The following is a 23844-nucleotide window of genomic DNA, read 5'->3' as shown; positions in this document are numbered from 1 at the left end:
GCCTTGCAATTCATGCGTTCGGGTGATTGAATCCGGCTCCATGACCCAGGGGAGCCACCATCGCTTTGCTTTCGCCCTGACCGCCGGCCTGAGCCTGGCGGTTTTTAGCGCGTGGGCAGGCGAAATCAAGCAAGTGGATGTCAGCACCGGGGCCACGGGCACGCGTGCGGAGATCCAGCTTGCCGGCAGCGGCGGGTTCAAGACCTTGTCGCTGGCCAATCCCAATCGATTGGTGGTGGATTTCCCGGCCTCCTCGGCGAAGAATGGCTTGAAGCTGCCGGCCGCCGCCGGGCTGGTGACGTCGGTGCGCACCGGCCAGCCGGTCCCGGGGACCTTCCGGGTCGTGTTCGAGCTGGCAACGCCAGTCACCGCACTGAAGCCGCAGATGCAGACCCTGGGCAGCGCCTCGACGCTGGTGATCGAGTGGCCCGGCGATTTCGCGCCGGCCAAGCCGGTTGCTTCAACATCGAGCGCTCTGCCAGCAACAGCAACGCCGCCAGCCGCAGTGCCTGCCACACGTCCGCTGGATGCACAGGCGGAAGCTGCACGTGCCACTGCGGCGCTCGCGGCCTCCGCACAGCGCGCCTCGGCGCTTCCACCGCCAACCCCGGCAGCAGCGCCCACGCCGGTACCCGTGCCTGCATCGGCAATGCCGACAGTGACGCCTGCGCCGGTGCCCACGACGATTGCTACTGGCGTGCCGACTCCGCGTCCCGGGACGGTTGCCGCATCAGGCGCGCCCGCCACGACCGGCGGTACCCGCACCGCGATCGCCACTGGCACGCCGTCGCCGGCAGCCATCTTGAACGGTGGCAACGTGCCGCAGGGCGCAGCCGTGACGTCGGCCGGTGTGGCTGCCGCCGATGCGCAAAATGACGATGCGCCGCCGCGTCCATTGCTGCCAAGCGAGGCATCGCGCGTCAAGATGGCGCCCGGCATGCGTCCGCTGGTGGTGGCCATCGATCCCGGTCACGGCGGCCAGGACCCCGGCGCCATGGGCCCGACCGGCAAGCGCGAAAAAGACGTCACGCTGGCCATCGGCCGCGAGCTCGCACGCCAGATCAACGCCACGCAGGGCATGAAGGCGTACATGACCCGCGATACCGACGTGTTCATTCCGTTGCCGATGCGCGCGCAGAAGGCACGCTCGGCCAAGGCCGACATCTTCATCTCCATTCATGCAGACGCCGCGGAGAACCGCAGCGCCACCGGTTCGTCGGTCTATGTGCTGTCGACCAAGGGTGCGTCGTCGCAGCGTGCACGCTGGCTGGCCGACAAGGAAAACGCCGCCGACCTCGTCGGTGGCGTGCGCCTGCAGCAGACCGAAAGCACGCTGGCCAACGTCTTGCTGGACCTGGCCCAGAGCGGCCACATGAAGGCATCCGAAGACGCCGCAGGCCATGTGCTGGGCGGTTTGAAGCGCATCGGCAACAATCACAAGCCGCAGCTGGAACGCGCCAATTTCGCGGTGCTGCGCACTTCCGACATGCCGGCGATGCTGGTGGAAACCGCCTTCATCTCCAACCCGGATGAAGAGCGCCGGCTGATCGACCCGGCGTATCAACGCAAGATCGCCTCCGCGGTGCTGGACGGTATCGATACGTTCTTCACCCGTCAGCCGCCCCCGGGCACCTTGTTCGCCGCACGCGCGCAGGCCGAGGCCGACGCCGCAGTCGGCACCGTGGCCGGCGGCAGCCGTTGAGCCGCTCGGCTATCATTCCGCACTGATTCCTCGATGACGGCGCCTGGCGCCGCCGGATGGCCGTGCCGACGTTTTCCCCCTTGATTCCATCATTCGCCCATGCGGGCAGCCACTGCGTGCGCGCAGCGCATCTGCCAGGGAGCGCCCGCTGATGGCGATCCGGCAATTGCCCGAGATCCTGATCAACCAGATCGCCGCCGGCGAGGTGGTCGAGCGCCCGGCATCGGTCGTCAAGGAACTGGTCGAAAACGCCCTCGATGCCGGCGCAACGCGCGTGGATATCGATCTGGAAGAGGGCGGCGTGCGGCTGATCCGCATCCGCGACAATGGTGGCGGCATCGCGCCGGAAGAGCTGCCGCTGGCGGTGTCGCGTCATGCCACCAGCAAGATCGCCTCGCTGGATGATCTGGAAACCGTCGCCACGCTGGGCTTCCGCGGCGAAGCGTTGCCGTCGATCGCCTCGGTCAGCCGCTTTACGCTGGCCTCGCGGCGCCCGGATGCAGAGCACGGCTCCGCGCTGCAGATCGAAGGCGGGCGCCTGGGCGAAGTGATGCCGCGTGCGCATGCGCCGGGCACCACCGTCGAGGTGCGCGAGCTGTTCTTCAACGTGCCGGCACGGCGCAAGTTCCTGCGCGCCGAGCGCACCGAGTTGGGCCATATCGAAGAGTGGCTGCGTTCGCTGGCACTGGCGCGCCCGGACGTGGAATTGCGCGTCTCGCATAACGGCAAGCCGTCGCGGCGCTACAAGCCGGGCGATCTGTATTCGGACGCGCGGCTGAGCGAGACCTTGGGCGAGGATTTCGCGCGCCAGGCGTTGCGCGTGGACCACAGCGGTGCCGGCCTGCGCCTGCACGGCTGGGTGGCGCAGCCGCATTACTCGCGCGCCAGTACCGATCAGCAGTATCTCTACGTCAACGGCCGCTCGGTGCGGGATCGCAGCGTGGCCCATGCGGTGAAGATGGCCTACGGCGATGTGCTCTTCCACGGGCGCCAGCCGGCGTATGTGCTGTTTCTCGAGCTGGACCCCGCGCGCGTGGACGTCAACGTGCACCCGGCCAAACACGAGGTGCGCTTCCGCGAGGCGCGATTGATCCACGACTTCGTCTATCGCACTCTGCAGGACGCACTTGCGCAAACCCGTGCAGGCGCGCTGCCCGCTGATGTCGGCGTCGGGTCGTCAGCCTTCGGCATTGGCGCCGGTGCTGTGCCAAGCGACGCAGGCTACGCCGCTGGCGGCAGTGCCGGGTATCCGGGCGTTGGCAATGGCTCCGGCTATGCAAGCTGGGCGCTGTCGCAGGCGCCGCTGGGTTTGCGCGTGGACGAGGCGCGCGCCGCCTACGCCGCGTTGTATGCGCCTGCGGCCGGCAGCGCGTTGCGCGATGACGGGCAACCGGTGCTGTCCGGCACCGGCTTGCCGGCGACCGCGCACGACAGCGGAGTCCCGCCATTGGGCTACGCGGTGGCGCAGTTGCACGGCATCTATATCCTCGCGGAAAACGCCGAAGGCCTGATCGTGGTCGACATGCATGCTGCGCATGAGCGTATCGGCTACGAACGCCTCAAGCAGGCGCACGACAGCATTGGCCTGCATGCGCAGCCGCTGCTGGTACCGATGACGCTGGCAGTGGGCGAGCGCGAGGCCGACACCGCCGAGCGCGAGGCCGATACGCTTGCCAGCCTGGGCTTCGAGATCACCCGCAGCGGCCCGCAATCGCTGCACGTGCGCAGCATTCCGGCGCTGCTTGCCAATGCCGACCCGGAAGCGTTGTTGCGCGATGTGCTCGGCGATCTGCGTGAGCACGGCCAGAGCCGGCGCATCGCCACCGCGCGCGACGAGTTGCTGTCCACCATGGCCTGCCACGGCGCGGTGCGTGCAAACCGCCGGCTCACCGTGCCGGAAATGAACGCCTTGCTGCGCGACATGGAAGCCACCGAGCGCTCGGGCCAATGCAACCATGGCCGGCCAACCTGGGCCCGGTTTACGCTGGGCGAAATCGATCGCTGGTTCCTGAGGGGACGTTGATGACAGTGCTGCACAGGGGGCGGGGCTGGCTGCTCGGCATGCTGGTAGCGGTAGGTGTGCTCGGCTGTGGCCGCGAGGCACCGCCCGCGCCGGCGCCAGTGGCGCTGGACAAGACGTTTCTGGCCGATAACGCCGCCTGGCGCGAGGCGCGCCTGACCGAGCTGCGCGCGCCCGATGGCTGGACCAGCCTGGTCGGCCTGCATTGGCTGTCGTTGAAGGCGCACTACATCGGCCGCAGTGCCGACAGCGGCATCCGCCTGGCCGTGGGGCCGCCCAAGATGGGCATGGTGTCCAGCGAGCGCGATGCGGTGTGGTTCGTGCCCGAGCGTGGCGCGGCACTGACCGTCGGCGGCAAACCGCTCACCGGCAAGATCCGCTTCCAGTCCGATGTCGATCCGCAGCCGACGCTGATCGGCTTCGACGACGGCAAGGGCGTGTTGAGCCTGATTCACCGCGGCGATCGCTACGCGTTGCGGGTCAAGCATGCCGACGCGCCGTCGCGCACCGGGTTTGCGGGGCTGGAGTACTGGCCAATCGATCCGTCCTGGCGCATCCAGGCGCGCTACGTGCCCAACAATGTCGGCAAGACCATTCCCATCGTAGATATCGTCGGCATCAGCAGCGAGCAGCCCAATGCCGGTGCGATCGAGTTCGAGCGCGATGGCAAGACCTATCGGCTGGAAGCCATTGGCGAGCCGGGTCGCCCGATGTTCGTGGTGTTCGCCGATCGCACCAGCGGCCACGGCAGTTATTCGGCCGGGCGCTTTCTTGATCTGGAAGCCCCGGACGCCTCCGGGCACGTGGTGGTGGACTTCAACCGCGCCATCAACCCGCCGTGCGCGTTCACGCCGTTTGCGACCTGCCCGTTGCCACCGCCGGAAAATCGCATCGACCTAGCCGTATCGGCAGGCGAAAAAGCCTACAAGGCAGCGCATTGATGCGCTGGATGACACGCACGCGTCGCGCGCTGCTGCCCGCCTGCGCCAGCCTGTTGGCGATCGCTGCATTGTGGGGCGGCACAGCGGCTGCCGCCTCAGCCCGTGGCGCCGCTGCTGCCGCCAGCCCGCCGGTACCGCTGCTGTGGAAGGTCGATGGCAAAGGCGGCACGCTGTATCTGCTTGGCTCGTTCCATCTGCTCAAGCCCGACGACTACCCGCTGTCGCCGGATGTGCTGCAGGCCTTTGCGCAGGCCGACCGGCTCACCTTCGAACTGCCACCGGCCGATGTGCAGTCGCCCGAATTGGCGGTCAAGATGCTGCGTGCCGCCCGCCGCAGCGATGGCAGGCGCCTGCAGGATGCGCTCGACGCCCCGACCTGGCAGGCGCTCGCCACGCAGGCGCGCAAGCACGGCATCCCGCTGGAGAGACTGCAGCCGATGAAGCCGTGGTTTGTCGCCCTGACGCTCAGCCTGGCCGAGATGCGACGCCAGGGCATGCAGGCCGATGCGGGACTGGACAATTACCTGATGCAGCTGGCGCAGGCACGTGGCAAACCGGCCGATGGCCTGGAGCGCGCGGACGAACAGATCGCCCTGCTCGACAGCATGACTGCGACCGAACAACAGCAACTGCTGGCCGAAACCCTCGACGAGGCCGGTGCCGCCGATCAGGTCAACGCGCTGCACGACGCCTGGCGCCGTGGTGACGTCCATCTGCTGACCACGCAAATGGCCGAAGACATGCGCAAGCAGTATCCCGCGCTGTATCAAGACATCAACGTCGAGCGCAATGCGCGCTGGGTGCCCCGTCTGGAGCAGCGGCTGGGCAAGCAGGCCGGCACCACGCTGGTGGTGGTCGGTGCCTTGCACCTGCTGGGTCGCGACGGGGTGGTGGAGCGTCTGCGTGCACGCGGGTATCGCGTGGAGCGGATCTGCACGGCCTGCGCGGAGCAGGCCGGCCACTGACGTGATGACCGGGCGCGGCGCAGGTTGCGCCACGCCGGTCAGGGCTCAGCCGCGGTTGCGGGCCTTGCCGGTGGTGCCGGTCGCGTTGCTGCTGCTGGTTCCGCTGCCTAGACCGCTGCCCATGCTGCTGCTGCCGGGCGGGGTGGGCGGCGTACCAGGGCCACCGGGGCGGCCGAAGCCCGCGCCGAAGTTGCGCTGGAATTCCTGCCAGAGCTCGAGATTGCGCTCGGTGAGCTGATTCATCATCGCCCATGGCGTCTGCCCGAGCAGGTTGCCCATCTGCTGGCGGAACTGCTGCTGCTGGTCCAGGAACACCTGCATGCTGCGCTCCAGGTAATTACCCATGAAGCCCTGCAGGGAGTCGCCGTAGAAGCGGATGATCTGGCTCAGCAACTGGGTGGAGAGCATCGGCTCACCGTCCTGTTCCTGGTCGGCGATGATCTGCAGCAGCACAGCGCGGCTGAGGTCTTCGCCGCTTTTTGCATCGCGGACCTCGAACTCCTCGCCGTCGATGATCAGTTGGCGCACATCCTCGATGGTGATGTAGCTGGAAATTTCCGTGTCGTAGAGACGGCGGTTGGGGTACTTCTTGATGATGCGAAGTCCGGCCATGGAGCGTTCACTCACAACGATAGTGCGCGCAGGATGGCGCACCGCAGCAGCGCTTGCAACAGCCAGAACGCCTTATTTTCTTAAGCAGACGGGAAAAAAATGCTGCGCAGCATGATTTGACACGGATTTCCATGCTGCACCGGGCATCTGCAGCAAACGTTACCAGCCCATGTGGTGGCCGCCGTTGATGTCCAGGTTGGAGCCGGTAATCCACGCCGCCTCTTCGGCCACCAGAAACGCCACTGCATAAGCGATTTCCTCCGGCCGCCCAAGCCGGCCGGTGGGGATATCGGCGACGATCTTGGCGCGCACTTCTTCCGGCACTGCCATCACCATGTCGGTGGCCACGTAGCCCGGCGACACCGTGTTGACGGTGATGCCGAAGGCCGCATTTTCGCGCGCCAGCGAGATGGTGAAGCCATGCATGCCGGCCTTGGCCGCCGCATAGTTGGCCTGGCCGTACTGGCCTTTGAGCCCGTTGATGGAGCTGATCTGGATCACCCGGCCCCAGCCGCGCTTGCGCATGCCTTCGATCACAGGGCGGGTCACGTTGAACACCGAATTGAGATTGGTGTTGATGACGTCGTGCCACTGCTCGGCGGTCATGCGATGGAACGTGGTGTCGCGGGTGATGCCGGCGTTGTTGACCAGCACTTCGATCGGCCCGAGTGCGGCTTCCACGTCGTCCACCAGCGCGCGCGCATGGTCGGACGAGGCTACATCCCCACGAAACAGGGCGAATTCGTAGCCTTGGGCCTGCATGCGCTGCTGCCACTCGCGTGCTTTTTCTTCGTTGCGGAAATTGCTGGCGACCCGGTGACCCTGGTCGGCCAGGCGCTTGCAGATGGCGGTACCGATACCGCCGGTGCCGCCGGTGACCAACGCGACGCGAGATGTCATGCGCAACTCCAATGAGCAGATAGGGCTGGCGGCGCCCGCGACGCTGCAGAGGCGTCAGGGCGAAAGCCGGTGCTGGGTCGCAATTCTAGTCAAGCCGGGGCGTCGATGCGCGTGGCAGCGTCCAGGCTGGCAACGCGCGGCAGCCGCTGTGGCGAAAAATGCTGCACAGCATGCTGCAGCACACCGGCCACCGATGCATGCGCGGGCAGGGCCGCCGGTGCCTGGCCCAGCGCTCGCCAGGCCGCGCGCAACGCCGGCAGCGGGTCGCTGTCGTCCACCGGTTGCGCCGCATGCGACTTGGAAAGCTTGCGCCCGTCGGCGCCCAGGATCAGCGGCAGATGCAGATAGCGCGGCGGTGCCACGCCCAGGGCCTGCAGCAGCACCAATTGGCGCGGGGTGGAGTCGAGCAGGTCCGCCCCGCGCACCACATCGGTAATGCCCTGCGCCGCATCGTCGACCACCACCGCCAGCTGGTAGGCCCAGTAGCCGTCGGCACGGCGCAGCACGACATCGCCCACCTCGGCGTACACATCCTGGGTGATGCGCCCCTGCAGCGCGTCCTGAAAGCTTGCCTGGGTGTTCGGCGGCACCCGCAGGCGCACGGCGCGGCGGATGCCCAGCGGCGCCACGCAGGCGTGGTGGATGCCACCCATCGCCGCCAGCTCTGCGCGACTGCAACTGCATTCAAACGCCGCGCCGGTGTGCAGCAGCCGCGACAGTGCCGCCTCGTAATGCGCATCGCGGTCGGACTGATACAGCACCGGCCCGTCAGCATGCAGCCCGAACGCAGCCAGCGTATGTAACTGGCGCTGCGAGGCGCCTGGCTCGGCACGCGGCGGGTCGATGTCTTCGATTCGCACATGCCATTCGCCACCGGCATGGCGTGCGAGCAGCCAGCTGCCCAACGCAGCCAGGAGCGAGCCGAAGTGCAGGGGGCCGGTGGGCGAGGGCGCGAACCGGCCGCGGTAGGGGAGTGAGGACATGGGCAGCTGAATCGTCGGTCAGGTGCTTGCTTGATTTCAACCCGCCACGTCCGCAGATCCGCAGCAGTTCATCCTCTTTGCGTGCGGAGCCACTGCCTCTATGTTCAACCGTGTCGTCCTGTTTCTCTTGACCAACTTTGCGGTGCTGATCCTGGCCGGCATTGTGATGTCGGTGCTGGGCGTCAATCCGGCACAGATGAGTGGGCTGCTGGTGATGGCCGCCATCTTCGGCTTCGGCGGCTCGTTCATTTCGTTGCTGCTGTCCAAGTTCATGGCCAAGCGCAGCACCGGCGCGCAGGTGATCACCGAGCCGCGGACGCAGACCGAGCGCTGGCTGGTGGACACGGTGCGCCGCCAGGCCCAGGCAGCCGGTATCGGCATGCCGGAAGTGGCTATCTACGACGGCCCGGAAATCAACGCCTTCGCCACCGGCGCCAACCGCAACAATGCGCTGGTGGCGGTTTCCACCGGCTTGCTGCAGCACATGCGCGAAGACGAAGCCGAGGCCGTGCTGGGCCATGAGATTGCCCACATTGCCAATGGCGACATGGTCACCATGGCCTTGCTGCAGGGCGTGCTGAACACCTTCGTGATCGTGCTGGCGCGCGTGGTGGGCGGCATCATCGACAGCGCGCTGTCTGGCAATCGCGACAGCGGGCGTGGATTTGCGTACTACATCATCGTATTCGTGCTGGAGATGGTGTTCGGCCTGTTCGCCACGATGATCGCGATGTGGTTCTCGCGCCGCCGCGAGTTCCGTGCCGACGCCGGTGGCGCGCAGCTGGCCGGGCGCAACAAGATGATCGCCGCATTGGAGCGGCTGTCGCTCAATCACGGCCAGAACACCTTGCCCTCGCAGGTGCAGGCGTTCGGCATTTCCGGCGGTGTGGGTGAGGGCTTGCGTCGCCTGTTCCTGAGCCACCCGCCGCTGACCGAGCGCATTGCCGCCTTGCGTGCGTCCAGCGGTACGGCGATGTAAGCCAGCGGTTTGTCTCTCAACAAAAAACCCGCGTCATGCGGGTTTTTTGTTGCAGCGTGTTTCTTTGAGTCTCGGCAGCGCACCGCCGCGATAAACCGCACACGGCGCCAGCCAGCAGCATGGCGCCTTACGCGGGTGGCTACGGCCTCAGCCGAACTCGTAGTTCATCAGCGGTCCGGTGGGCGCGACGAAGTCGCCTTGCACGTAATCGACCCCCGCAGTGAAGAAGCTGCTCATCGATTGCGCGTCGGCTACGAACTCGGCCACCGTGAGGATGCCGGTCGGCTGCGCCCGTGAGGTGATCTCGCGGATCTTTTCCTGGCTTTCGCGGGCAGAGGCAATGTCGCCGGTGATGCTGCGGTCGAGCTTGAGGAACGCGGGCTGGAAATGCGCGAGCAGCTGGAACGAATCCAGGCCCGAACCGAACTGCTCCAGCCCCACCTTGCAGCCCATTGCCGAGACCGAAGCCAGGAATTGCTGGGCGTTGCGCAGGTGGGTGAAGACCTTCGATTCCGGTGTCTGCAGCCAAAGCCGCTCGCCCGGCACGCCGTACACCGCCAGCTGTTCGCGGATGGTGTCGATCATCTGTGGGTCGGAGAACGAATTGGGTCCGATGCGCACCAGCAAGTGGGTCTTGTGCCCGGCGCGCTGGCGCTCGCCCAGCTGGCGGATGGCACGTGCCACCACCCAGCGGTCGATCTCGGTGATCAGGTCGTGTTCTTCGGCAATCGCCATGAACGCATTCGGCGACATCATCTCGCCGTTGCGCTCCAGCCGCAGGAACGCCTGATACAGCTCCAGCGGCTCGCCCTGCAGGTTGAGCACGGGCTGGTAATGCAGCAGGAAGCCGTCGCCGATCAGGGCCTCGCGCAGCTGTTCCACCCAGCGCTCGATGCGTTCTTCCTCGGCGCGATCGGCCGCGGCCGGGTCGAAGATGCTGACCGCATTGCCACCGAGCTCGGCCGTGGTGCGCACCGCCTCGGTGCCGCGGTTGAGCACCTGCCCGATGCTGGCGATCTTCTCGCCGATCTGCACCCCGCCGATGCTGACGGTGACCGTGGCCGAGCGTTCGCCAACACTGAACACGTGCTGCGCAAACGCGTCACGCACCAATTCGGCCAGTGCATGCGAGCGCGCATAGTTGCCGTCCATCAACAACGCAAAGCTGTGCTCGCCGAAGCGCGCGGCCACCACGCTGTCATCCAGCACGCTGGCCAGGTGCGCTGCCAGTGAGGCGATCAGTGCATCCGCCGAATCCAGGCCGATCTCCGGCAGGATCCGCGCGTAATGATCCGGTTCGATCAACAGGAAGCCGGACTGGCCTTCACTGCGGCCGGCCTGTGCCACCGCCTGTTCGAGCGCCACCATGAAGGTGGGGCGGTTGAGCAGGCCGGTGACCTGGTCGCGTTGGCGCAGGTCTTCGACCTCGCGCGCCAGTTCCGGGTCGAACTCTTCGCGGCGCCGGAACACCACCTGGATGCAGGGTTCGCCCTCATAGGTGGCGGTGGCAAATTCCATGGTGGCCGGGAAGGTGTCGCCCTCCAGCCGCCGCGCGTCGACCTTGTACTGCGCCGGCGGCGGCTCGCCCTTGGACAGGGCCTTGAGCAGTTGCTTGAAATCGTCCACGTATTGCGCGGCGATCATGTCCAGCAACGACACGCCTTCCACGTCCTCGAAGGATTCGAAGCCGAACATCTCCAGGTACGCCTCGTTGGCGCGGATATGCATGCCTTCGTGGACGTAGGCGATCGGGTCGCGCGATGAGGCGATCAGTGCATCGCAGCGGCGCTCGGTTTCGCGCATCTGTGCTTCGATACGACGCAAACCGCGGCGCGCCTGCAGGTCGGCCCACTCCGAGCGCACCAATGCCAGCAGATGCTCGGTGCGATGGCGCAGCGCGATCGCGCGCACGCCATGCGCAGCGGCTTCGACCAATGCGTTCTCTTCGATGCGATCGGCCAACTGGATGATCGGGATGTCCTTGCCGCTGCCGGCAATCTGCTGCTGCAGGGCCGACATCGGAATCTGCTGCGCCTGGCCTTGCACCGCCAAGTCGATCTGCCCGGACAACATGCTGCCGAGCTCTTCCGGTGTCTGCGGGCGTGACGGCCGCACGGCGATGCCGCCGTTGCGCAGCGCGGTCACGATGGCCTCGGCACTCTCCACGCTGTCATCGACAATCATCAGGCGGAGGGTGAGATCTTTGCCTTTCTGCATGCGCGGCTCCCTAGAGACGGGCTTTAATACACGAAGGGGTTCGGCGCGTCCATGTATGTGGACGGGCGCGCAGCGACGGTGAGACCTAGGCCACGCTTCCGGCAGCATGCCCGGACGCCCAGGCCCACTGGAAGTTGTAGCCGCCCAGCCAACCGGTGACGTCCAGCACTTCGCCGACGAAGTACAGGCCGGCCACCAGGCGCGACTCCATCGTCGCACTGGACACCTGGTCGGTGTCCACGCCGCCCAGCGTGACCTCGGCGGTGCGATAGCCCTCGGTGCCGCTGGCCACCAGCGGCCAGCCGCCGAGCAGGTCGGCAGCTGCGCGCAGCTGCGGTGGGTCGAGTTGGCGCACCGGTTTGTCCGGCAGCCACACCTCGCACAGTCGCTGCGCAAAGCGCCGTGGCAAGACCTCGCCCAGCACGTTGCGCAGCTCGATGGCCCCGCGCAGCTGCTTTTGTTCGCGCAGCCAGGCCTCGGCGTCATGGCCTGGCAGCAGGTCCAGGCGCAGATCATCGCCGGGCTGCCAGAACGAGGAGATCTGCAGGATCGCCGGCCCGCTGACGCCACGGTGGGTGATTAGCATGAAGTTGCGAAAACTGGCGCCATTGCAGTGCGCCTCGACCGGCACGGCCAGGCCGGACAGATCCTGCAGGCGTTCCTGATGCTTGCCGCTGAGGGTGAGCGGCACCAGCCCGGCGCGGGTAGGCAGCAGCTGATGACCGAATTGCCTGGCCAGCGTGTAGCCGAAGCCGCTCGCGCCCATGCTCGGAATCGACAGCCCGCCGGTCGCCACGATCAGCGCCTGCGCCTGCACGCGGCCTTGGCTGGTGTCCACGCTGAAGCCGTCGCTGTCGCGGCGCACCGCCTGCACTTCGCATTGGGTGCGGATCTGCACGCCGGCTGCCTCGCATTCATCCAGCAGCATGCGCACGATCTGCTTGGACGACACATCGCAGAACAACTGGCCCAGCTCTTTCTCGTGATAGGCGATGCCGTGCTGCTCCACCAGTTCCACGAACGCGCCGGGGGTGTAGCGGGCGAGGGCAGACTTGCAGAAGTGCCGGTTGGCCGAAACAAAGTTGGCCGGAGCAGTGCCGGTATTGGTGAAGTTGCAGCGCCCACCACCGGACATCAGGATCTTCTTGCCCACCTTGTTGGCGTGGTCGATCACCAGCACCTGTCGCCCGCGGCGGCCGGCCGTGAAGGCGCTCATCAGCCCGGCAGCGCCGGCGCCGATGACCAATACATCGCAACGCGTGCTCATTCCGCCGGGGCTTGTCGCACGATGGGCGTGAGCGTGACGGTGCCTTGGTCGGCCAGCATCTGCACTTCGCCGTCCTGGATGATCACGTCAAAGCGCATGCCGCGCTGGATCAGCGCACCAAGCGCCTCGGTGGCCTGCGATTCGAGCTCCAGCACGCGCAGGTTGCGGTGCCGGCCGAGTGCGTTGGCATGCTTCTTCCACCAGGTCTCGGTGGCCTGGCCGCCGTACCCGATGACCACGACTTCCCGTGACCGGTTGCAGGCCTTGCGGACGCGGCTCTCGTCGGGCTGGCCCAGGTCGATCCACAGGTCGGGGTCGCCGGTGTAGTCGCGCCGCCACAGATCCGGTTCGTCGTCATTGCTCAGCCCGCGGCCGAACTCCAGGCGGTCGTCGGCGAACAGGGCAAACGCCAGCAGGCGCACCATCAGGCGTTCGTCGGTTTCGGAAGGGTGCTGGGCCAGGGTCAGCGAATGGTTGGCGTAGTAGCCGCGATCCATGTCGCTGATCTGCAGTTCCGCCCTGCGGACGGTGGCGGTGAGAGCCATCGGGAAACCAGTTGCAAAGGGCGGTCATGATACGCCTGCAGGCTCCGCGCGAGGGTCTTCATGGCCGGGCGGGTTGCCGTGCCAGCCAGCGATCCAGCTGCGCCGCGAACGCCTGGCGGTCGCGTGCGTGCAGCGCGGGCGGCCCGCCCGTGGCCACCCCGGCACCGCGCAATTCCTCCAGAAAACCGCGCACCGACAGGCGCTCGGCGATGCTGTCGCTGCTGAACGGCTCCCCGCGCGGGCTGACCGCTGCGGCGCCGTGTTTCAGTGCGCGCGCCGCCAGCGGAATGTCCTGGGTCACCACTAGATCGCCAGCATTGACGCGTTCGGCAATGGCGTCATCGGCCGCATCCGGACCGCCGGGCACCTGCAGCGCCCGCACATGGGCCAGGGTTGGCGTGCGCAGGAAGTGGTTGGCGACCAGGGTGACAGGGATGCCGGTGCGCAGGGAGGCGCGGAACAAAATGTCGCGAATGACCGCCGGGCAGGCGTCGGCGTCGGCCCAGATCTGCGGAAGACCTGGCGGGAGTGGCGTATTCATCTAGGAAATCGGGAAGGAAATGGCCTGACAGGGGGTCAGAATGCGCCCGACAGCAAAACTTTTGTCCGAAGGTGTCGCTTTTTGCATAAAACACGAGTACTGTGCACCCACTGTGTTTGCAAGGGTCACCGTGAATCGTGGCCTGGTGTAGCTAGATCTCATTCGATCCCGCTCCATCGTTCCGCTTTACCAACGCCTGCAACTCAGTCTCAGCGCCGGTTTTTCGGTTGCTGCGATTTATCCATCTAAAAGTTCAGGAGTTAGTAAAATGTCAGATCGTCAGAACGGTGTCGTGAAGTGGTTCAATGATGCCAAGGGCTTCGGCTTCATCACCCCGGAAAGCGGCCCGGACCTGTTCGTGCATTTCCGTGCCATCCAGGGCACCGGCTTCAAGTCGCTGCAGGAAGGCCAGAAGGTCTCCTTCGTCGCCGTGCAGGGCCAGAAGGGCATGCAGGCTGACCAGGTGCAGGCGGTCTAATCCGTCTGCAACCGTAAGGTTGCCAAAAACGCCGGGCGCGCAAGCGTCCGGCGTTTTTTTATTGTCTGCGATTTGTCGCGTCGCCCCAATCTGCACGTTCGGCGCCACCGCGTTGCACTCCGGTGCGAGGGTTTACGGATGCGGTGAGCACGGCAATGACGTGGGCCTGGGTAGGATGTGCGCTTTCCGCACGCCGGCTCTCCCATGCTTACTGTCCACCACCTCAATAATTCCCGCTCGCAACGCGTGCTCTGGTTGCTGGAAGAGCTGGCGTTGCCGTACCAGATCGTGCGCCACGAGCGCGACCCCAAGACCATGCTGGCGCCGTCGGCGTTGCGCGCGATCCATCCGCTGGGCAAGTCGCCGGTGGTGGTCGATGGTGGGCTGACCATCGCCGAGTCCGGCGCGATCCTGGAATACCTCACCGAGCGCTACGACACCGAATGCGCGCTGTCGCCGTCGGCGCGTCCAGCGGAGTCTCCCGAGCGCCTGCAATTTCGGTACTGGATGCATTACGCCGAAGGCTCGGCCATGCCGCCATTGCTGATGACGCTGATCTTTGGGCGCATCCGCTCGGCCCCGATGCCCTTTTTCGCCAAGCCCATTGCGCGCGCGATCGTCGACAAAGCGATGTCTGGCTTCGTCGGGCCGCAACTCAAGTTGCATATGGACTGGATGGAGCAATCGCTGAGCGATAGCGGCTGGTTCGCGGGTGAGCGCTTTACTGCGGCCGACATTCAGATGAGTTTCCCGGTGCAGGCGGCGGCTGCGCGAGGCGGCGGGCTGGAGGCCTATCCCAAGCTGCGCAGCTTTATCGAGCGCATCGAGGCGCGCCCGGCATATCAGGCCGCACTGAAGAAGGGCGGCCCGTTCGAGCTGCAGCGGGCCAAGCCCGCTACCTGAGTCGTTCGCAGCTAACCGGCTGACTTAGGTGTGCTGCCGGATTGGGCGGGCTCTCCCCTCAAGGAGCCTTGCAGTCACGCAGGAACTGCAGGGTGTCGCGCAACGCGGGCGAGTCGGCCGGGTTTTTGCGCAGCGACAGCACCAGGCCCATGTGCCCCATGCCGGGATAAAACGTGGCGTTCGCCTGGACGCCGACGCGCCGTTCGGCACCGGCCAGCGAGGTGCTGTTGCGCGGCTCCACGACGCGGTCGTCTTGCCCATGCAGCAGCAACATCGGCGGCTCGTCGCCGTCTGCGTGAACCACAGGCTGCGACGCGGCTTGCTGTGCGGGTGAGGTGCCGAAGACCTCGATGAGTTCGGGGTCGGTCATGGGCGAGAAATCATACGGACCGGCAAGTCCGACGAAACCGCACAGTTGTTGCGGACGCAGGCCCTGCGCCTGAAGCCAGCTGCGATCCGTCACCAGCAGTCCGGCAATATGCGCGCCTGCCGAATGCCCCATCACCGCCACGCGTGTCGGGTCGCCGCCATAGGCCTGCGCATGGTGATAGCCCCACGCCGTCGCCTTGGCGGCATCGGTCATGAAGCCGTCCAGCCCGACCTGCGGATACTTGCGGTAATCGGCGACCAGCGCGACCACGCCCTGGCGCGCGAGCGAGCGGCCGACCCAGCTGTAGTTCTGGCGCGTGCCGCGCTTCCAGGTCCCGCCATAGAAGAACACCACCACCGGCGCATTGAGTGCGTCGCGCGGTTGATAGACGTCCAGCGCCAGCCCGAGGGCCGGGTCGAACACCTCGTCGCGGTGCTCGATCACGCCCTCGCGACTGGTGGCGGCATTGATGCCGCCGAAGAACACACTGCTGCAGGCGCTCAAGGTCAGCGAACCAAGTAGCACGAGGGCGGGGCGGAACCAGCGGGAAGCGCGTGAGGGCATGGGCGGTGTCGCTCGAAAGGCAAGAAGAGAGGGTGCTGGGCGCGTGGTGACTGCAGGCAGGCCGAGCCTGCTTGGCAATGGTGCAGCAGGTGAAGATACGATGCCGGCGCGCGCGTGGATGCGCGCTGCGCGCATGCGAAGTTCATCGCCAGTGCCCTAGGCTTGCACGCATGACCCATCTCCAATTCGATAACCGTTTGCGCGCCCAGTTGCCGGGCGACCCGGAAGAAGGCCCACGCCGCCGCGAAGTGCTGGCCGCCTGGTCTGCGGTGCAGCCGACGCCGGTCGCCGCGCCCACGCTGCTTGCGTATTCGGCCGATGTGGCGCAGCGCCTGGGTCTGCGTGCCGAGGATCTTGCCAGCCCACAGTTTGCCCAGGTGTTTGGCGGCAATGCCTTGTATCCGGGAATGCAGCCGTGGGCGGTCAACTACGGTGGTCACCAGTTCGGGCATTGGGCAGGGCAGCTGGGCGATGGCCGCGCGATCTCATTGGGCGAGGCCATCGGGGTCGATGGCGGGCGCTACGAACTGCAGCTCAAGGGCGCCGGGCCAACGCCGTATTCGCGTGGGGCGGATGGCCGTGCCGTGTTGCGTTCGTCGATCCGCGAATTCCTGTGCAGCGAGGCGATGCATTACCTGGGCGTGCCCACCACCCGGGCGTTGAGCCTGGTGGGCACCGGTGATGCAGTGGTGCGCGACATGTTCTACGACGGGCATCCGCGCCGCGAGCCGGGCGCGATCGTGTGCCGCGTGGCGCCCTCGTTCATTCGGTTCGGCAATTTCGAACTGCCCGCCGCGCGTGGCGACGTCGATCTGCTACGGCAGTGGGTGGACTTCACCCTGGCGCGCGATTTCCCTGACCTGCCGGGCAGCGGCGAAGACCGGATTGCCGCCTGGTTCGGCCAGGTGTGCGAGCACACTGCGGTGATGGTCGCGCACTGGATGCGCGTGGGCTTCGTGCATGGGGTGATGAATACCGACAACATGTCCATCCTGGGGCTCACCATCGACTACGGCCCTTACGGCTGGGTGGACGATTACGACCCGGATTGGACGCCCAACACCACCGATGCGCAGGGTCGCCGTTATCGCTTCGGCACCCAGCCGCAGGTGGCGTATTGGAATCTGGGGCGGCTGGCCCAGGCGCTGTCGCCGCTGTTCGGCGATGCCGCGCCCTTGCAGGCCGGGCTGGACCAGTTTCGTAACACCTACCTGGCCTGTGACCGGCGCGATACCGCGGCCAAACTGGGGTTGGCCGAGTGCCAGGACGAGGATCTGCAGCTGATCGACGACCTGCGTGCGTTGATGCGCGAAGCGGAGATGGACATGACGCTGACCTTCCGTGGCCTGATGGATCTGTCGCCCCAGCGGCCAGACGCCACTGTGCTGCGCGAGGCCTTCTACGACGAGACCAAGCGTGCTGCGCAGGCGCCAGCGCTGGACGCCTGGCTGCAGCGGTATGCCGCACGTTGCCTGCAAGACGGCGCGTCAGATGCGGTTCGCGCTTCGCGGATGCGGGCGGCCAACCCGCGCTACGTGCTGCGTAATTATCTGGCGCAGCAGGCGATCGACCAGGCCGAGCAGGGCGATCTGTCGGGCGTGCACGCGCTGCTGGAGGTCATGCAGCGCCCGTACGACGACCAACCCGGGCGTGAAGCATTCGCGGCCAAGCGCCCGGACTGGGCGCGGGACCGCGCGGGATGCTCGATGTTGTCCTGCAGTTCCTGACGCGCTCATGTCGGCAGCGGTCGTCGGCGCCGCACAGTCAGCGTGCTCGCCTAGAATAGAGCGCTCCCACTGGCCACGACCGCCATGAACGACTGCAGCCGCTGCGCCGGTTCCACCTCTTCCGGACCGACCCACTGGTCGGGCCGGATCCGCGACATCGCCGATTTTCCCAAGCCGGGTATCGTGTTCAAGGACATCACACCGCTGTTGTCCGATGGCCCGGATTTCGCTTCTGCGCTGGATGAAATGGCGCAACCCTGGCGCACCACGCCGCTGGATGCGGTGCTGGGCATCGAGGCGCGGGGCTTCATTCTGGGCGCGGCGTTGGCGCGTGAGCTGCGCACTGGCTTCGTGCCCGTGCGTAAGCCGGGCAAATTGCCCGGGCGCACGTTGATCCAGGAGTACGCGCTGGAATACGGCACCGATCGCATCGAGATGCACGAAGATGCGCTGCCGCGTGGCGCACGGGTCTTGATTGTCGACGACGTGCTCGCCACCGGCGGCACCCTGCGTGCGGCCTTGGGCCTAGCCGCGCAGCTGGAGCTGGAAATCGTCGGCGCGGCGGTGCTGGTCGAGCTGCAGGCCCTGCAGGGCCGCAGCAAATGGCTCAACGATGTGCCGCTGCTGGCAACACTGAGCTACTGAGCAAGGGATCGCTGTACCGGTGCAGCGGCCAGACCGCTGCACCGTCGAGCCCACCTGCGTGGGCTCCCCGATTTGGCTAGACGCGCTGCCTAGAGCTTGGTCACCCGGAAGCGGCGGCCCTTGATCTTGCCGGCCTGCAGATGGGTCAGTGCACGAGCGACCTGCGCCCGCGCAATCGCCACGTACGAGCGGGTAGGGTAGATGGCGATCTTGCCGATCGCCGCACCCGACAAGCCTGCTTCGCCGGTCAATGCGCCCAGAATGTCGCCGGCACGCAGTTTGTCGGTCTTGCCGCCATCGATGCGCAGCGTGGTCATCGCTGCCAGCGGCAATTGCGCCGGGCGTGCGGTGGCCAGCGGTGCGCGTGACCACTTGAGCGGCTGGCCGTGCTCGGCCTCCAGCGCCTGCGCACGAGCGCTTTCGCGCGGGGCCACCAGACTGAGTGCCAAGCCGTGCTTGCCGGCGCGCGCAGTCCGGCCGATGCGGTGGCGATAGGTTTCGGTGTCGGTGGGCAGCTCGTAATTCACCACCGCCGCGAGGTCTTCCACATCCAGGCCGCGCGCGGCCACGTCACTGGCAACCAGTACGTTGCAGCTGCGGTTGACGAAGCGCACCAGCACCTCGTCGCGGTCGCGTTGCTCCATGTCGCCATGCAATGCCAGCGCGGAGAACCCGAACTCCTGCAGCGAGCCGGCCACTTCGTCCACTTCCTTGCGGGTATTGCAGAACACCACGCTGGATTCGGGATTGAAGCGCAGCAGCAGCCCGGCCACCGCCTTCTGCCGATAAGTGGGGTCCACTTCGAAGAACTGCTGGTCGATCTCCGGTGCGTTGTCCGCACCTTCCACGGTGATTTCCACCGGGTCCTTCAACAGCTCGCGCGCCAGCGTGCGGATGATGTCGGGGAAGGTCGCCGAGAACAGCAGGCTCTGGCGGTGTTTGTCGCAGCGGCTGGCGATTTCGCGGATGGGTTCTTCAAAGCCCATGTCGAGCATGCGGTCGGCCTCGTCCAGCACCAGCGTGCGCACGCCGCCCAGATGCAGGGCGCGTTTGCGCGCCAGTTCCTGGATGCGGCCGGGCGTGCCGACCACGACCTGCGGGTCGTGCGCTTCGAGCGATGCCAGCTGCGGGCCGAGCGGCATGCCGCCGGTGAGCACCAGCAACTTCATGTTGGGAATGCCGGTGGCCAGCTTGCGCAGCTGCTTGCCGACCTGGTCGGCAAGCTCGCGCGTGGGGCACAGCACCAGCGCTTGCGCACGGGTCAGTGCCGGGTCGAGCTTTTGCAGCAGGCCCAGCCCGAACGCGGCGGTCTTGCCGCTGCCGGTGGGCGCTTGGGCAATCACATCCAGCCCCTGGAGGATCGGCGGCAGGCTCTGCGCCTGGATCGGCGTGAGGGTGGTGTAGCCCAGGGCATCGATGCCGGGGGCCAAGGCTGGCGAGAGCGGCAGCGCGGAGAATTCGTTCATGGCGCATTTTAACGGGAATCGGGAGTGGTGAATCGGGAATCGCAACGGCGAGGCTTTTCCATTCCCGATTCACCATTCCCGATTCCCGTACAATTAGCCCATGCCTTTAATCACTCTGCAAAGCGTCGACTACAGCGTCGGCGGCCCGTTGTTGCTGGAAAAAACCGACCTGACGATCGAGCCGGGCGAGCGTATCGCCCTGATCGGCCGCAACGGTGCCGGCAAATCGACCCTGATGAAATTGATTGCCGGCGAGCTCAAGCCCGATGACGGCGAAGTGCGCGTGCAGCAGGGCGTGCGGATCGCGCGATTGGAGCAGGAGGTTCCGCAGGGAACCGGCGGCAGCGTGTTTGACGTGGTGGCCGACGGGCTGGGTGAACTGGGTCACTGGCTGGCCGAGTTCCATCAACTCAGCCACGCCGAGGTCTTCGATGCCGATGCCTTCGGCAAGGTGCAGGCCAAGATCGATGCGGCCGAGGGCTGGGCGCTGGATCAGCGCGTCAGCGAGACGCTGACCAAGCTCGATCTTGACGGCGATGCGGAGTTCGCGCGGCTGTCCGGCGGCATGAAGCGGCGCGTGCTGCTGGCACGCTCGCTGGTGGCTTCGCCGGACGTGCTGCTGCTTGACGAGCCAACCAACCACCTGGATATCGAAGCCATCGATTGGCTGGAAACTTTCCTCAAGGGCTGGAACGGCAGCGTGCTGTTCGTCACCCATGACCGGCGCTTCCTACGTGCGTTGGCGACGCGCATCGTCGAGATCGATCGCGGCCAGGTCACCAGCTGGCCGGGCGACTGGGCCAATTACGAGCGCCGGCGCGAAGAGCGGCTCAATGCGCAGGCGCAGGAAAATGCGCGCTTCGACAAGATGCTGGCGCAGGAAGAGATCTGGATCCGTCAGGGCATCAAGGCGCGCCGCACGCGCGACGAAGGCCGCGTACGGCGGCTGGAATCGATGCGCAACGAACGCGTGCAGCGCCGCGATCTCACCGGCAATGTGCGCATGGAAGTCTCGCAGGGCGAGTCGTCCGGCAAGAAGGTGATCGAAGCGAAAGAGGTCACCTTTGCATTCGGCGCGCGCACGATGGTCAAGGACTTCTCCAGCATCATCCAGCGTGGCGACCGCATCGGCCTGATCGGCCCCAACGGCAGCGGCAAGACCACCTTGCTCAAGCTGTTGCTGGGTGACCTGCAGCCGCAGCAGGGCGAGATCCGCATCGGCACCAATCTGCAGATCGCCTATTTCGACCAGTACCGCGCCACCTTGCGCGAGGACTGGAGCGCGATCGAGAACGTGGCCGAAGGGCGCGACTTCATCGAGATCAACGGCAAGCGCAAGCACGTGCATGCGTATCTGCAGGATTTCCTGTTCACGCCCGAACGCGCACGTGCGCCGATCACGCGCCTGTCCGGTGGTGAGCGCAATCGCCTGCTGCTGGCGCGCCTGTTCGCGCAGCCGTCCAACCTGCTGGTGATGGACGAACCGACCAACGACCTGGACGTGGAAACGCTGGAGCTGCTGGAAGAGCTGCTCGGCGAATACACCGGCACCTTGCTGTTGGTCAGCCATGACCGCGACTTCCTCGACAACGTGGTGACTTCCACGCTGGTGATGGAAGGCGATGGCCTGATCGGCGATTACGTCGGCGGATACAGCGATTCGCTGCGCCAGCGCCGCACCGCGCCGGCCAATGCGATGGCGGTGGCCAAGGCCTCTGCAACTGCAGCGGCGACCACGCCGGTGGCCGCTGCTGCACCGGTGCCGGCCGTGGCCGAAGAGGCTGCGCCGAAGCGCAAGCTCAGCTACAAGGAAGCGCGCGAGCTGGAGCAACTGCCGGCGCTGATCGAGACCCTGGAGCAGCAGGTCGCCGCATTGACCGACGCCATGAACGACCCGGCGTTCTATCAGCGCGATAGCGCGGCGATGACCGCGCACACTGCCGCCCTCACCGATGCGCAAGCGCAGCTGGATGCGGCCTACGCACGCTGGAGCGAGCTGGATCGCTGAACAAGTGTGCGGGGCAGGTGACGCCGATACGCACGTGCTGCGTCGGCGTAGCAGCTGTCCTACACGTTAGTCGCAGGCGCTTGCCGGCGCGACGAAGGCGGCAAAGCTGCGTCCGCGCGCCGCCCAGGCGGTGGCGGCTTCGTCGAGGATGTCGAGCAGGCTGTCGCGGTCGGCCGGTGCGTGGTTGGCCAATGCATCGGCACCATCGAGCAACAGCGCATAGCCGCGCGGTGCCGGCAGCCAGCTGAGATCGCGCAGGGCATCACTCAACGCGTCCCAATTACGACCGAAGCCTGGCGGGAAATCGAGCTGGATTGCCAGGCGCATCAGCAGGGTGCGTTTGTCGGCGCAGGCCGCCAGATCCACCCGCAGGATGCGCAGCCCGGCATCGCGTGCCAGGGCGGCCATGGTGTCCAGGTCCTGGGTCTGCGCCTGATACACGCCGGACTGCTGTGGGTCGGACAGATCCAGCGCAAAGTCGCCTGCACTCATGGTGCCTGCTCCGGGGTAGGGCCCTGGAAGGATTTGAAACTGGCGTAGTGATCGTCGCTGTAGTACCAGCTCTGCGGCGGCGTGCCGCCGGTGACGATCCGGCGTGCGCCGCGATCGGCGCTGCCGGGCGTGTCCACGGTGTACTCGTGGTAATAGCCGCGCGGCCGTTCCGGCAGCCGCTGCTCACGATTGCCGAACACCGCGCCGTCCTGCGGATAGGGAAACGGCCCGCCGCGCTGTATCAACACGATGGTTGCCATGGCTTCGGTCGGCAGGAATGCCGGCAGCCGCGGCACCTGGCGCGCCGACGTTGCGGTTGGTGCGGCAGTCACCGGTGCCGACAGTTGCGGGGCGAACTGCGGCTTGGGCGTCTGCACGACACGCATGCCCCAGAGCCCGGCTACAAGCAGGACGATGGCGACGATCAGCAAGGCGGGTTTGCGCATGGGTGGTCCGAAGCGAAAGAGGCAACCGCAGCCATGGCGGATGAGAGACCAAGTATGCCGTCGCGCGACTGTGTCGACTTTGAACGTGGCGGCGGGGAAGGGCACGCCCGGTTCACGCCCAAGTAACCGGGGCATGGTGCAAGGTGTGCAGCCGAGGAACTGCGGCACTGCGCAGGTGATGGGATGAAGTTTCCCTCGCCTCACCCTTGGTAAGCGCAGTCCAGGTCCTTACCATCTACCCCGCAACGCCCGGTCTTTTGCCGGGCGGCAAGTCCAGGAGACCCTCATGGCTTATACCCTTCCGCAGTTGCCTTACGCTTACGACGCGCTGGAACCGAATATCGATGCGCAGACGATGGAAATCCATCACACCAAGCATCACCAGACCTACATCAACAACGTCAACGCGGCGCTGGAAGGGACCGAGTACGCCGACCTGCCGGTTGAGGAGCTGGTCTCCAAGTTGAAGAGCCTGCCGGAAAACCTGCAGGGCCCGGTGCGCAACAACGGTGGTGGCCATGCCAACCATTCGCTGTTCTGGACCGTCATGTCGCCCAACGGTGGCGGCGAGCCCAAGGGCGAGGTCGCCAAGGCGATCGACAAGGACATCGGCGGTTTCGAGAAGTTCAAGGAAGCCTTCACCAAGGCCGCGCTGAGCCGTTTCGGTTCGGGCTGGGCATGGTTGAGCGTCACCCCGGACAAGAAGGTCGTGGTCGAAAGCACCGCCAACCAGGACAGCCCGCTGTTCGAAGGCAATACGCCGATCCTGGGCCTGGACGTGTGGGAACATGCCTATTACCTGAAGTACCAGAACCGTCGCCCGGACTACATCGGCGCGTTCTACAACGTGGTGAACTGGGACGAAGTCGAGCGCCGTTACCACGCCGCGATCGCCTGAGTCTTGCGCTGACGCTGTAACGCAAGAAGGCCGGGAGCGATCCCGGCCTTCTTCGTTTGGTGCGGTCTGTCGTGTAGGAGCGACCTTGGTCACGAGGAGGCGTTCCTCGGGAAAGCTCCATCGCGCGCGAGCGCGCTCCTACGACTGCCGGAGCGCCGATTAAAATGTGTTCGAA

General features: G+C 66.2%; 22 protein-coding genes. 11 read left to right on the top strand and 11 right to left on the bottom strand.

Annotated elements, in window-relative coordinates:
- Nucleotides 1–40 precede the first annotated feature (40 nt).
- The 4 genes from ACCQ01_RS12955 to ACCQ01_RS12940 all read left to right on the top strand — a co-directional run bounded on the left by ACCQ01_RS12955 (nt 41) and on the right by ACCQ01_RS12940 (nt 5628).
- Complete coding sequence (locus ACCQ01_RS12955) at nt 41–1702, top strand: N-acetylmuramoyl-L-alanine amidase (protein ID WP_228432104.1); 1662 nt, start codon at nt 41–43, stop codon at nt 1700–1702.
- Between the two features lie 151 nt (nt 1703–1853).
- On the top strand, nt 1854–3725 hold the full coding sequence (gene mutL, locus ACCQ01_RS12950) for a DNA mismatch repair endonuclease MutL (protein WP_228432102.1): 1872 nt from the start codon (nt 1854–1856) through the stop codon (nt 3723–3725).
- Complete coding sequence (locus ACCQ01_RS12945) at nt 3725–4663, top strand: DUF1684 domain-containing protein (protein ID WP_012438136.1); 939 nt, start codon at nt 3725–3727, stop codon at nt 4661–4663. Before mutL ends, ACCQ01_RS12945 begins: the two co-directional genes overlap by 1 nt.
- Before the next feature lie 8 nt (nt 4664–4671).
- Nucleotides 4672–5628 carry a TraB/GumN family protein gene (locus ACCQ01_RS12940; RefSeq protein WP_372358801.1) on the top strand — a complete coding sequence of 319 codons (957 nt, stop codon included), beginning with the start codon at nt 4672–4674 and terminating at the stop codon, nt 5626–5628.
- A gap of 45 nt (nt 5629–5673) precedes the next feature.
- Here ACCQ01_RS12940 and phaR read toward each other — a convergent pair whose 3' ends face one another.
- The 3 genes from phaR to gluQRS all read right to left on the bottom strand — a co-directional run bounded on the left by phaR (nt 5674) and on the right by gluQRS (nt 8123).
- The gene (gene phaR, locus ACCQ01_RS12935) at nt 5674–6240 is read right to left on the bottom strand and encodes a polyhydroxyalkanoate synthesis repressor PhaR (RefSeq protein WP_011037439.1); all 567 of its coding nucleotides are present in this window, start codon (nt 6238–6240) and stop codon (nt 5674–5676) included.
- Between the two features lie 159 nt (nt 6241–6399).
- A complete protein-coding gene (locus tag ACCQ01_RS12930) occupies nt 6400–7140 on the bottom strand; it encodes a beta-ketoacyl-ACP reductase (protein ID WP_014507974.1) in 741 nt (246 codons plus the stop codon).
- Nucleotides 7141–7229: 89 nt separating this feature from the next.
- A complete protein-coding gene (gene gluQRS, locus ACCQ01_RS12925) occupies nt 7230–8123 on the bottom strand; it encodes a tRNA glutamyl-Q(34) synthetase GluQRS (protein WP_228432098.1) in 894 nt (297 codons plus the stop codon).
- Between the two features lie 100 nt (nt 8124–8223).
- On the opposite strand from gluQRS, the gene htpX reads away from it, so the two are divergent.
- A complete protein-coding gene (gene htpX / locus ACCQ01_RS12920) occupies nt 8224–9102 on the top strand; it encodes a protease HtpX (protein ID WP_114998906.1) in 879 nt (292 codons plus the stop codon).
- 147 nt (nt 9103–9249) lie between these two features.
- Here htpX and ACCQ01_RS12915 read toward each other — a convergent pair whose 3' ends face one another.
- The 4 genes from ACCQ01_RS12915 to ACCQ01_RS12900 all read right to left on the bottom strand — a co-directional run bounded on the left by ACCQ01_RS12915 (nt 9250) and on the right by ACCQ01_RS12900 (nt 13672).
- Nucleotides 9250–11319 (bottom strand): EAL domain-containing protein, encoded by a 2070-nt coding sequence (locus ACCQ01_RS12915; protein WP_011037435.1) that lies wholly within the window; start codon nt 11317–11319, stop codon nt 9250–9252.
- Between the two features lie 85 nt (nt 11320–11404).
- The gene (locus ACCQ01_RS12910) at nt 11405–12586 is read right to left on the bottom strand and encodes a BaiN/RdsA family NAD(P)/FAD-dependent oxidoreductase (RefSeq protein WP_228432096.1); all 1182 of its coding nucleotides are present in this window, start codon (nt 12584–12586) and stop codon (nt 11405–11407) included.
- Nucleotides 12583–13131, bottom strand: coding sequence for a YaeQ family protein (locus tag ACCQ01_RS12905; protein WP_011037433.1), 549 nt, complete (start codon nt 13129–13131; stop codon nt 12583–12585). Before ACCQ01_RS12905 ends, ACCQ01_RS12910 begins: the two co-directional genes overlap by 4 nt.
- Nucleotides 13132–13189: 58 nt before the next feature.
- On the bottom strand, nt 13190–13672 hold the full coding sequence (locus ACCQ01_RS12900; protein WP_228432094.1) for a YaiI/YqxD family protein: 483 nt from the start codon (nt 13670–13672) through the stop codon (nt 13190–13192).
- Between the two features lie 268 nt (nt 13673–13940).
- Here ACCQ01_RS12900 and ACCQ01_RS12895 point away from each other — a divergent pair, with 268 nt between their 5' ends.
- Both ACCQ01_RS12895 and ACCQ01_RS12890 read left to right on the top strand, forming a co-directional pair.
- Entirely contained in the window at nt 13941–14150 is a 210-nt protein-coding gene (locus tag ACCQ01_RS12895; RefSeq protein WP_011037431.1) for a cold-shock protein, read from the top strand.
- A 204-nt stretch (nt 14151–14354) separates the two neighbouring features.
- On the top strand, nt 14355–15053 hold the full coding sequence (locus ACCQ01_RS12890) for a glutathione S-transferase (protein ID WP_228432092.1): 699 nt from the start codon (nt 14355–14357) through the stop codon (nt 15051–15053).
- A 58-nt stretch (nt 15054–15111) separates the two neighbouring features.
- On the opposite strand, the gene ACCQ01_RS12885 is transcribed toward ACCQ01_RS12890, so the two are convergent.
- Complete coding sequence (locus tag ACCQ01_RS12885; RefSeq protein ID WP_228432330.1) at nt 15112–15987, bottom strand: alpha/beta hydrolase; 876 nt, start codon at nt 15985–15987, stop codon at nt 15112–15114.
- 170 nt (nt 15988–16157) lie between these two features.
- Between ACCQ01_RS12885 and ACCQ01_RS12880 the strand changes: the two genes are divergently transcribed.
- On the top strand, nt 16158–17714 hold the full coding sequence (locus ACCQ01_RS12880) for a protein adenylyltransferase SelO (protein WP_228432090.1): 1557 nt from the start codon (nt 16158–16160) through the stop codon (nt 17712–17714).
- Nucleotides 17715–17798: 84 nt separating this feature from the next.
- Nucleotides 17799–18359, top strand: coding sequence for an adenine phosphoribosyltransferase (locus ACCQ01_RS12875; RefSeq protein ID WP_014507965.1), 561 nt, complete (start codon nt 17799–17801; stop codon nt 18357–18359).
- A gap of 89 nt (nt 18360–18448) precedes the next feature.
- Here the strand turns inward: ACCQ01_RS12875 and dbpA are convergent, their stop codons facing one another.
- On the bottom strand, nt 18449–19825 hold the full coding sequence (dbpA, locus tag ACCQ01_RS12870) for an ATP-dependent RNA helicase DbpA (RefSeq protein ID WP_011037426.1): 1377 nt from the start codon (nt 19823–19825) through the stop codon (nt 18449–18451).
- A 100-nt stretch (nt 19826–19925) separates the two neighbouring features.
- On the opposite strand from dbpA, the gene ACCQ01_RS12865 reads away from it, so the two are divergent.
- Nucleotides 19926–21833, top strand: coding sequence for an ATP-binding cassette domain-containing protein (locus tag ACCQ01_RS12865; protein ID WP_042597675.1), 1908 nt, complete (start codon nt 19926–19928; stop codon nt 21831–21833).
- Between the two features lie 66 nt (nt 21834–21899).
- On the opposite strand, the gene ACCQ01_RS12860 is transcribed toward ACCQ01_RS12865, so the two are convergent.
- Entirely contained in the window at nt 21900–22325 is a 426-nt protein-coding gene (locus ACCQ01_RS12860) for a barstar family protein (protein ID WP_070691226.1), read from the bottom strand.
- Complete coding sequence (locus tag ACCQ01_RS12855; protein ID WP_103701011.1) at nt 22322–22771, bottom strand: ribonuclease; 450 nt, start codon at nt 22769–22771, stop codon at nt 22322–22324. Before ACCQ01_RS12855 ends, ACCQ01_RS12860 begins: the two co-directional genes overlap by 4 nt.
- Before the next feature lie 286 nt (nt 22772–23057).
- Between ACCQ01_RS12855 and ACCQ01_RS12850 the strand changes: the two genes are divergently transcribed.
- The gene (locus ACCQ01_RS12850; protein WP_011037422.1) at nt 23058–23669 is read left to right on the top strand and encodes a superoxide dismutase; all 612 of its coding nucleotides are present in this window, start codon (nt 23058–23060) and stop codon (nt 23667–23669) included.
- Nucleotides 23670–23844 lie beyond the last annotated feature (175 nt).

It is taken from the genome of Xanthomonas sp. NCPPB 4037 (genome assembly GCF_041475695.2).
GTDB lineage: Bacteria > Pseudomonadota > Gammaproteobacteria > Xanthomonadales > Xanthomonadaceae > Xanthomonas > Xanthomonas campestris.
This window is presented reverse-complemented; position numbering and strand designations above follow the sequence as displayed.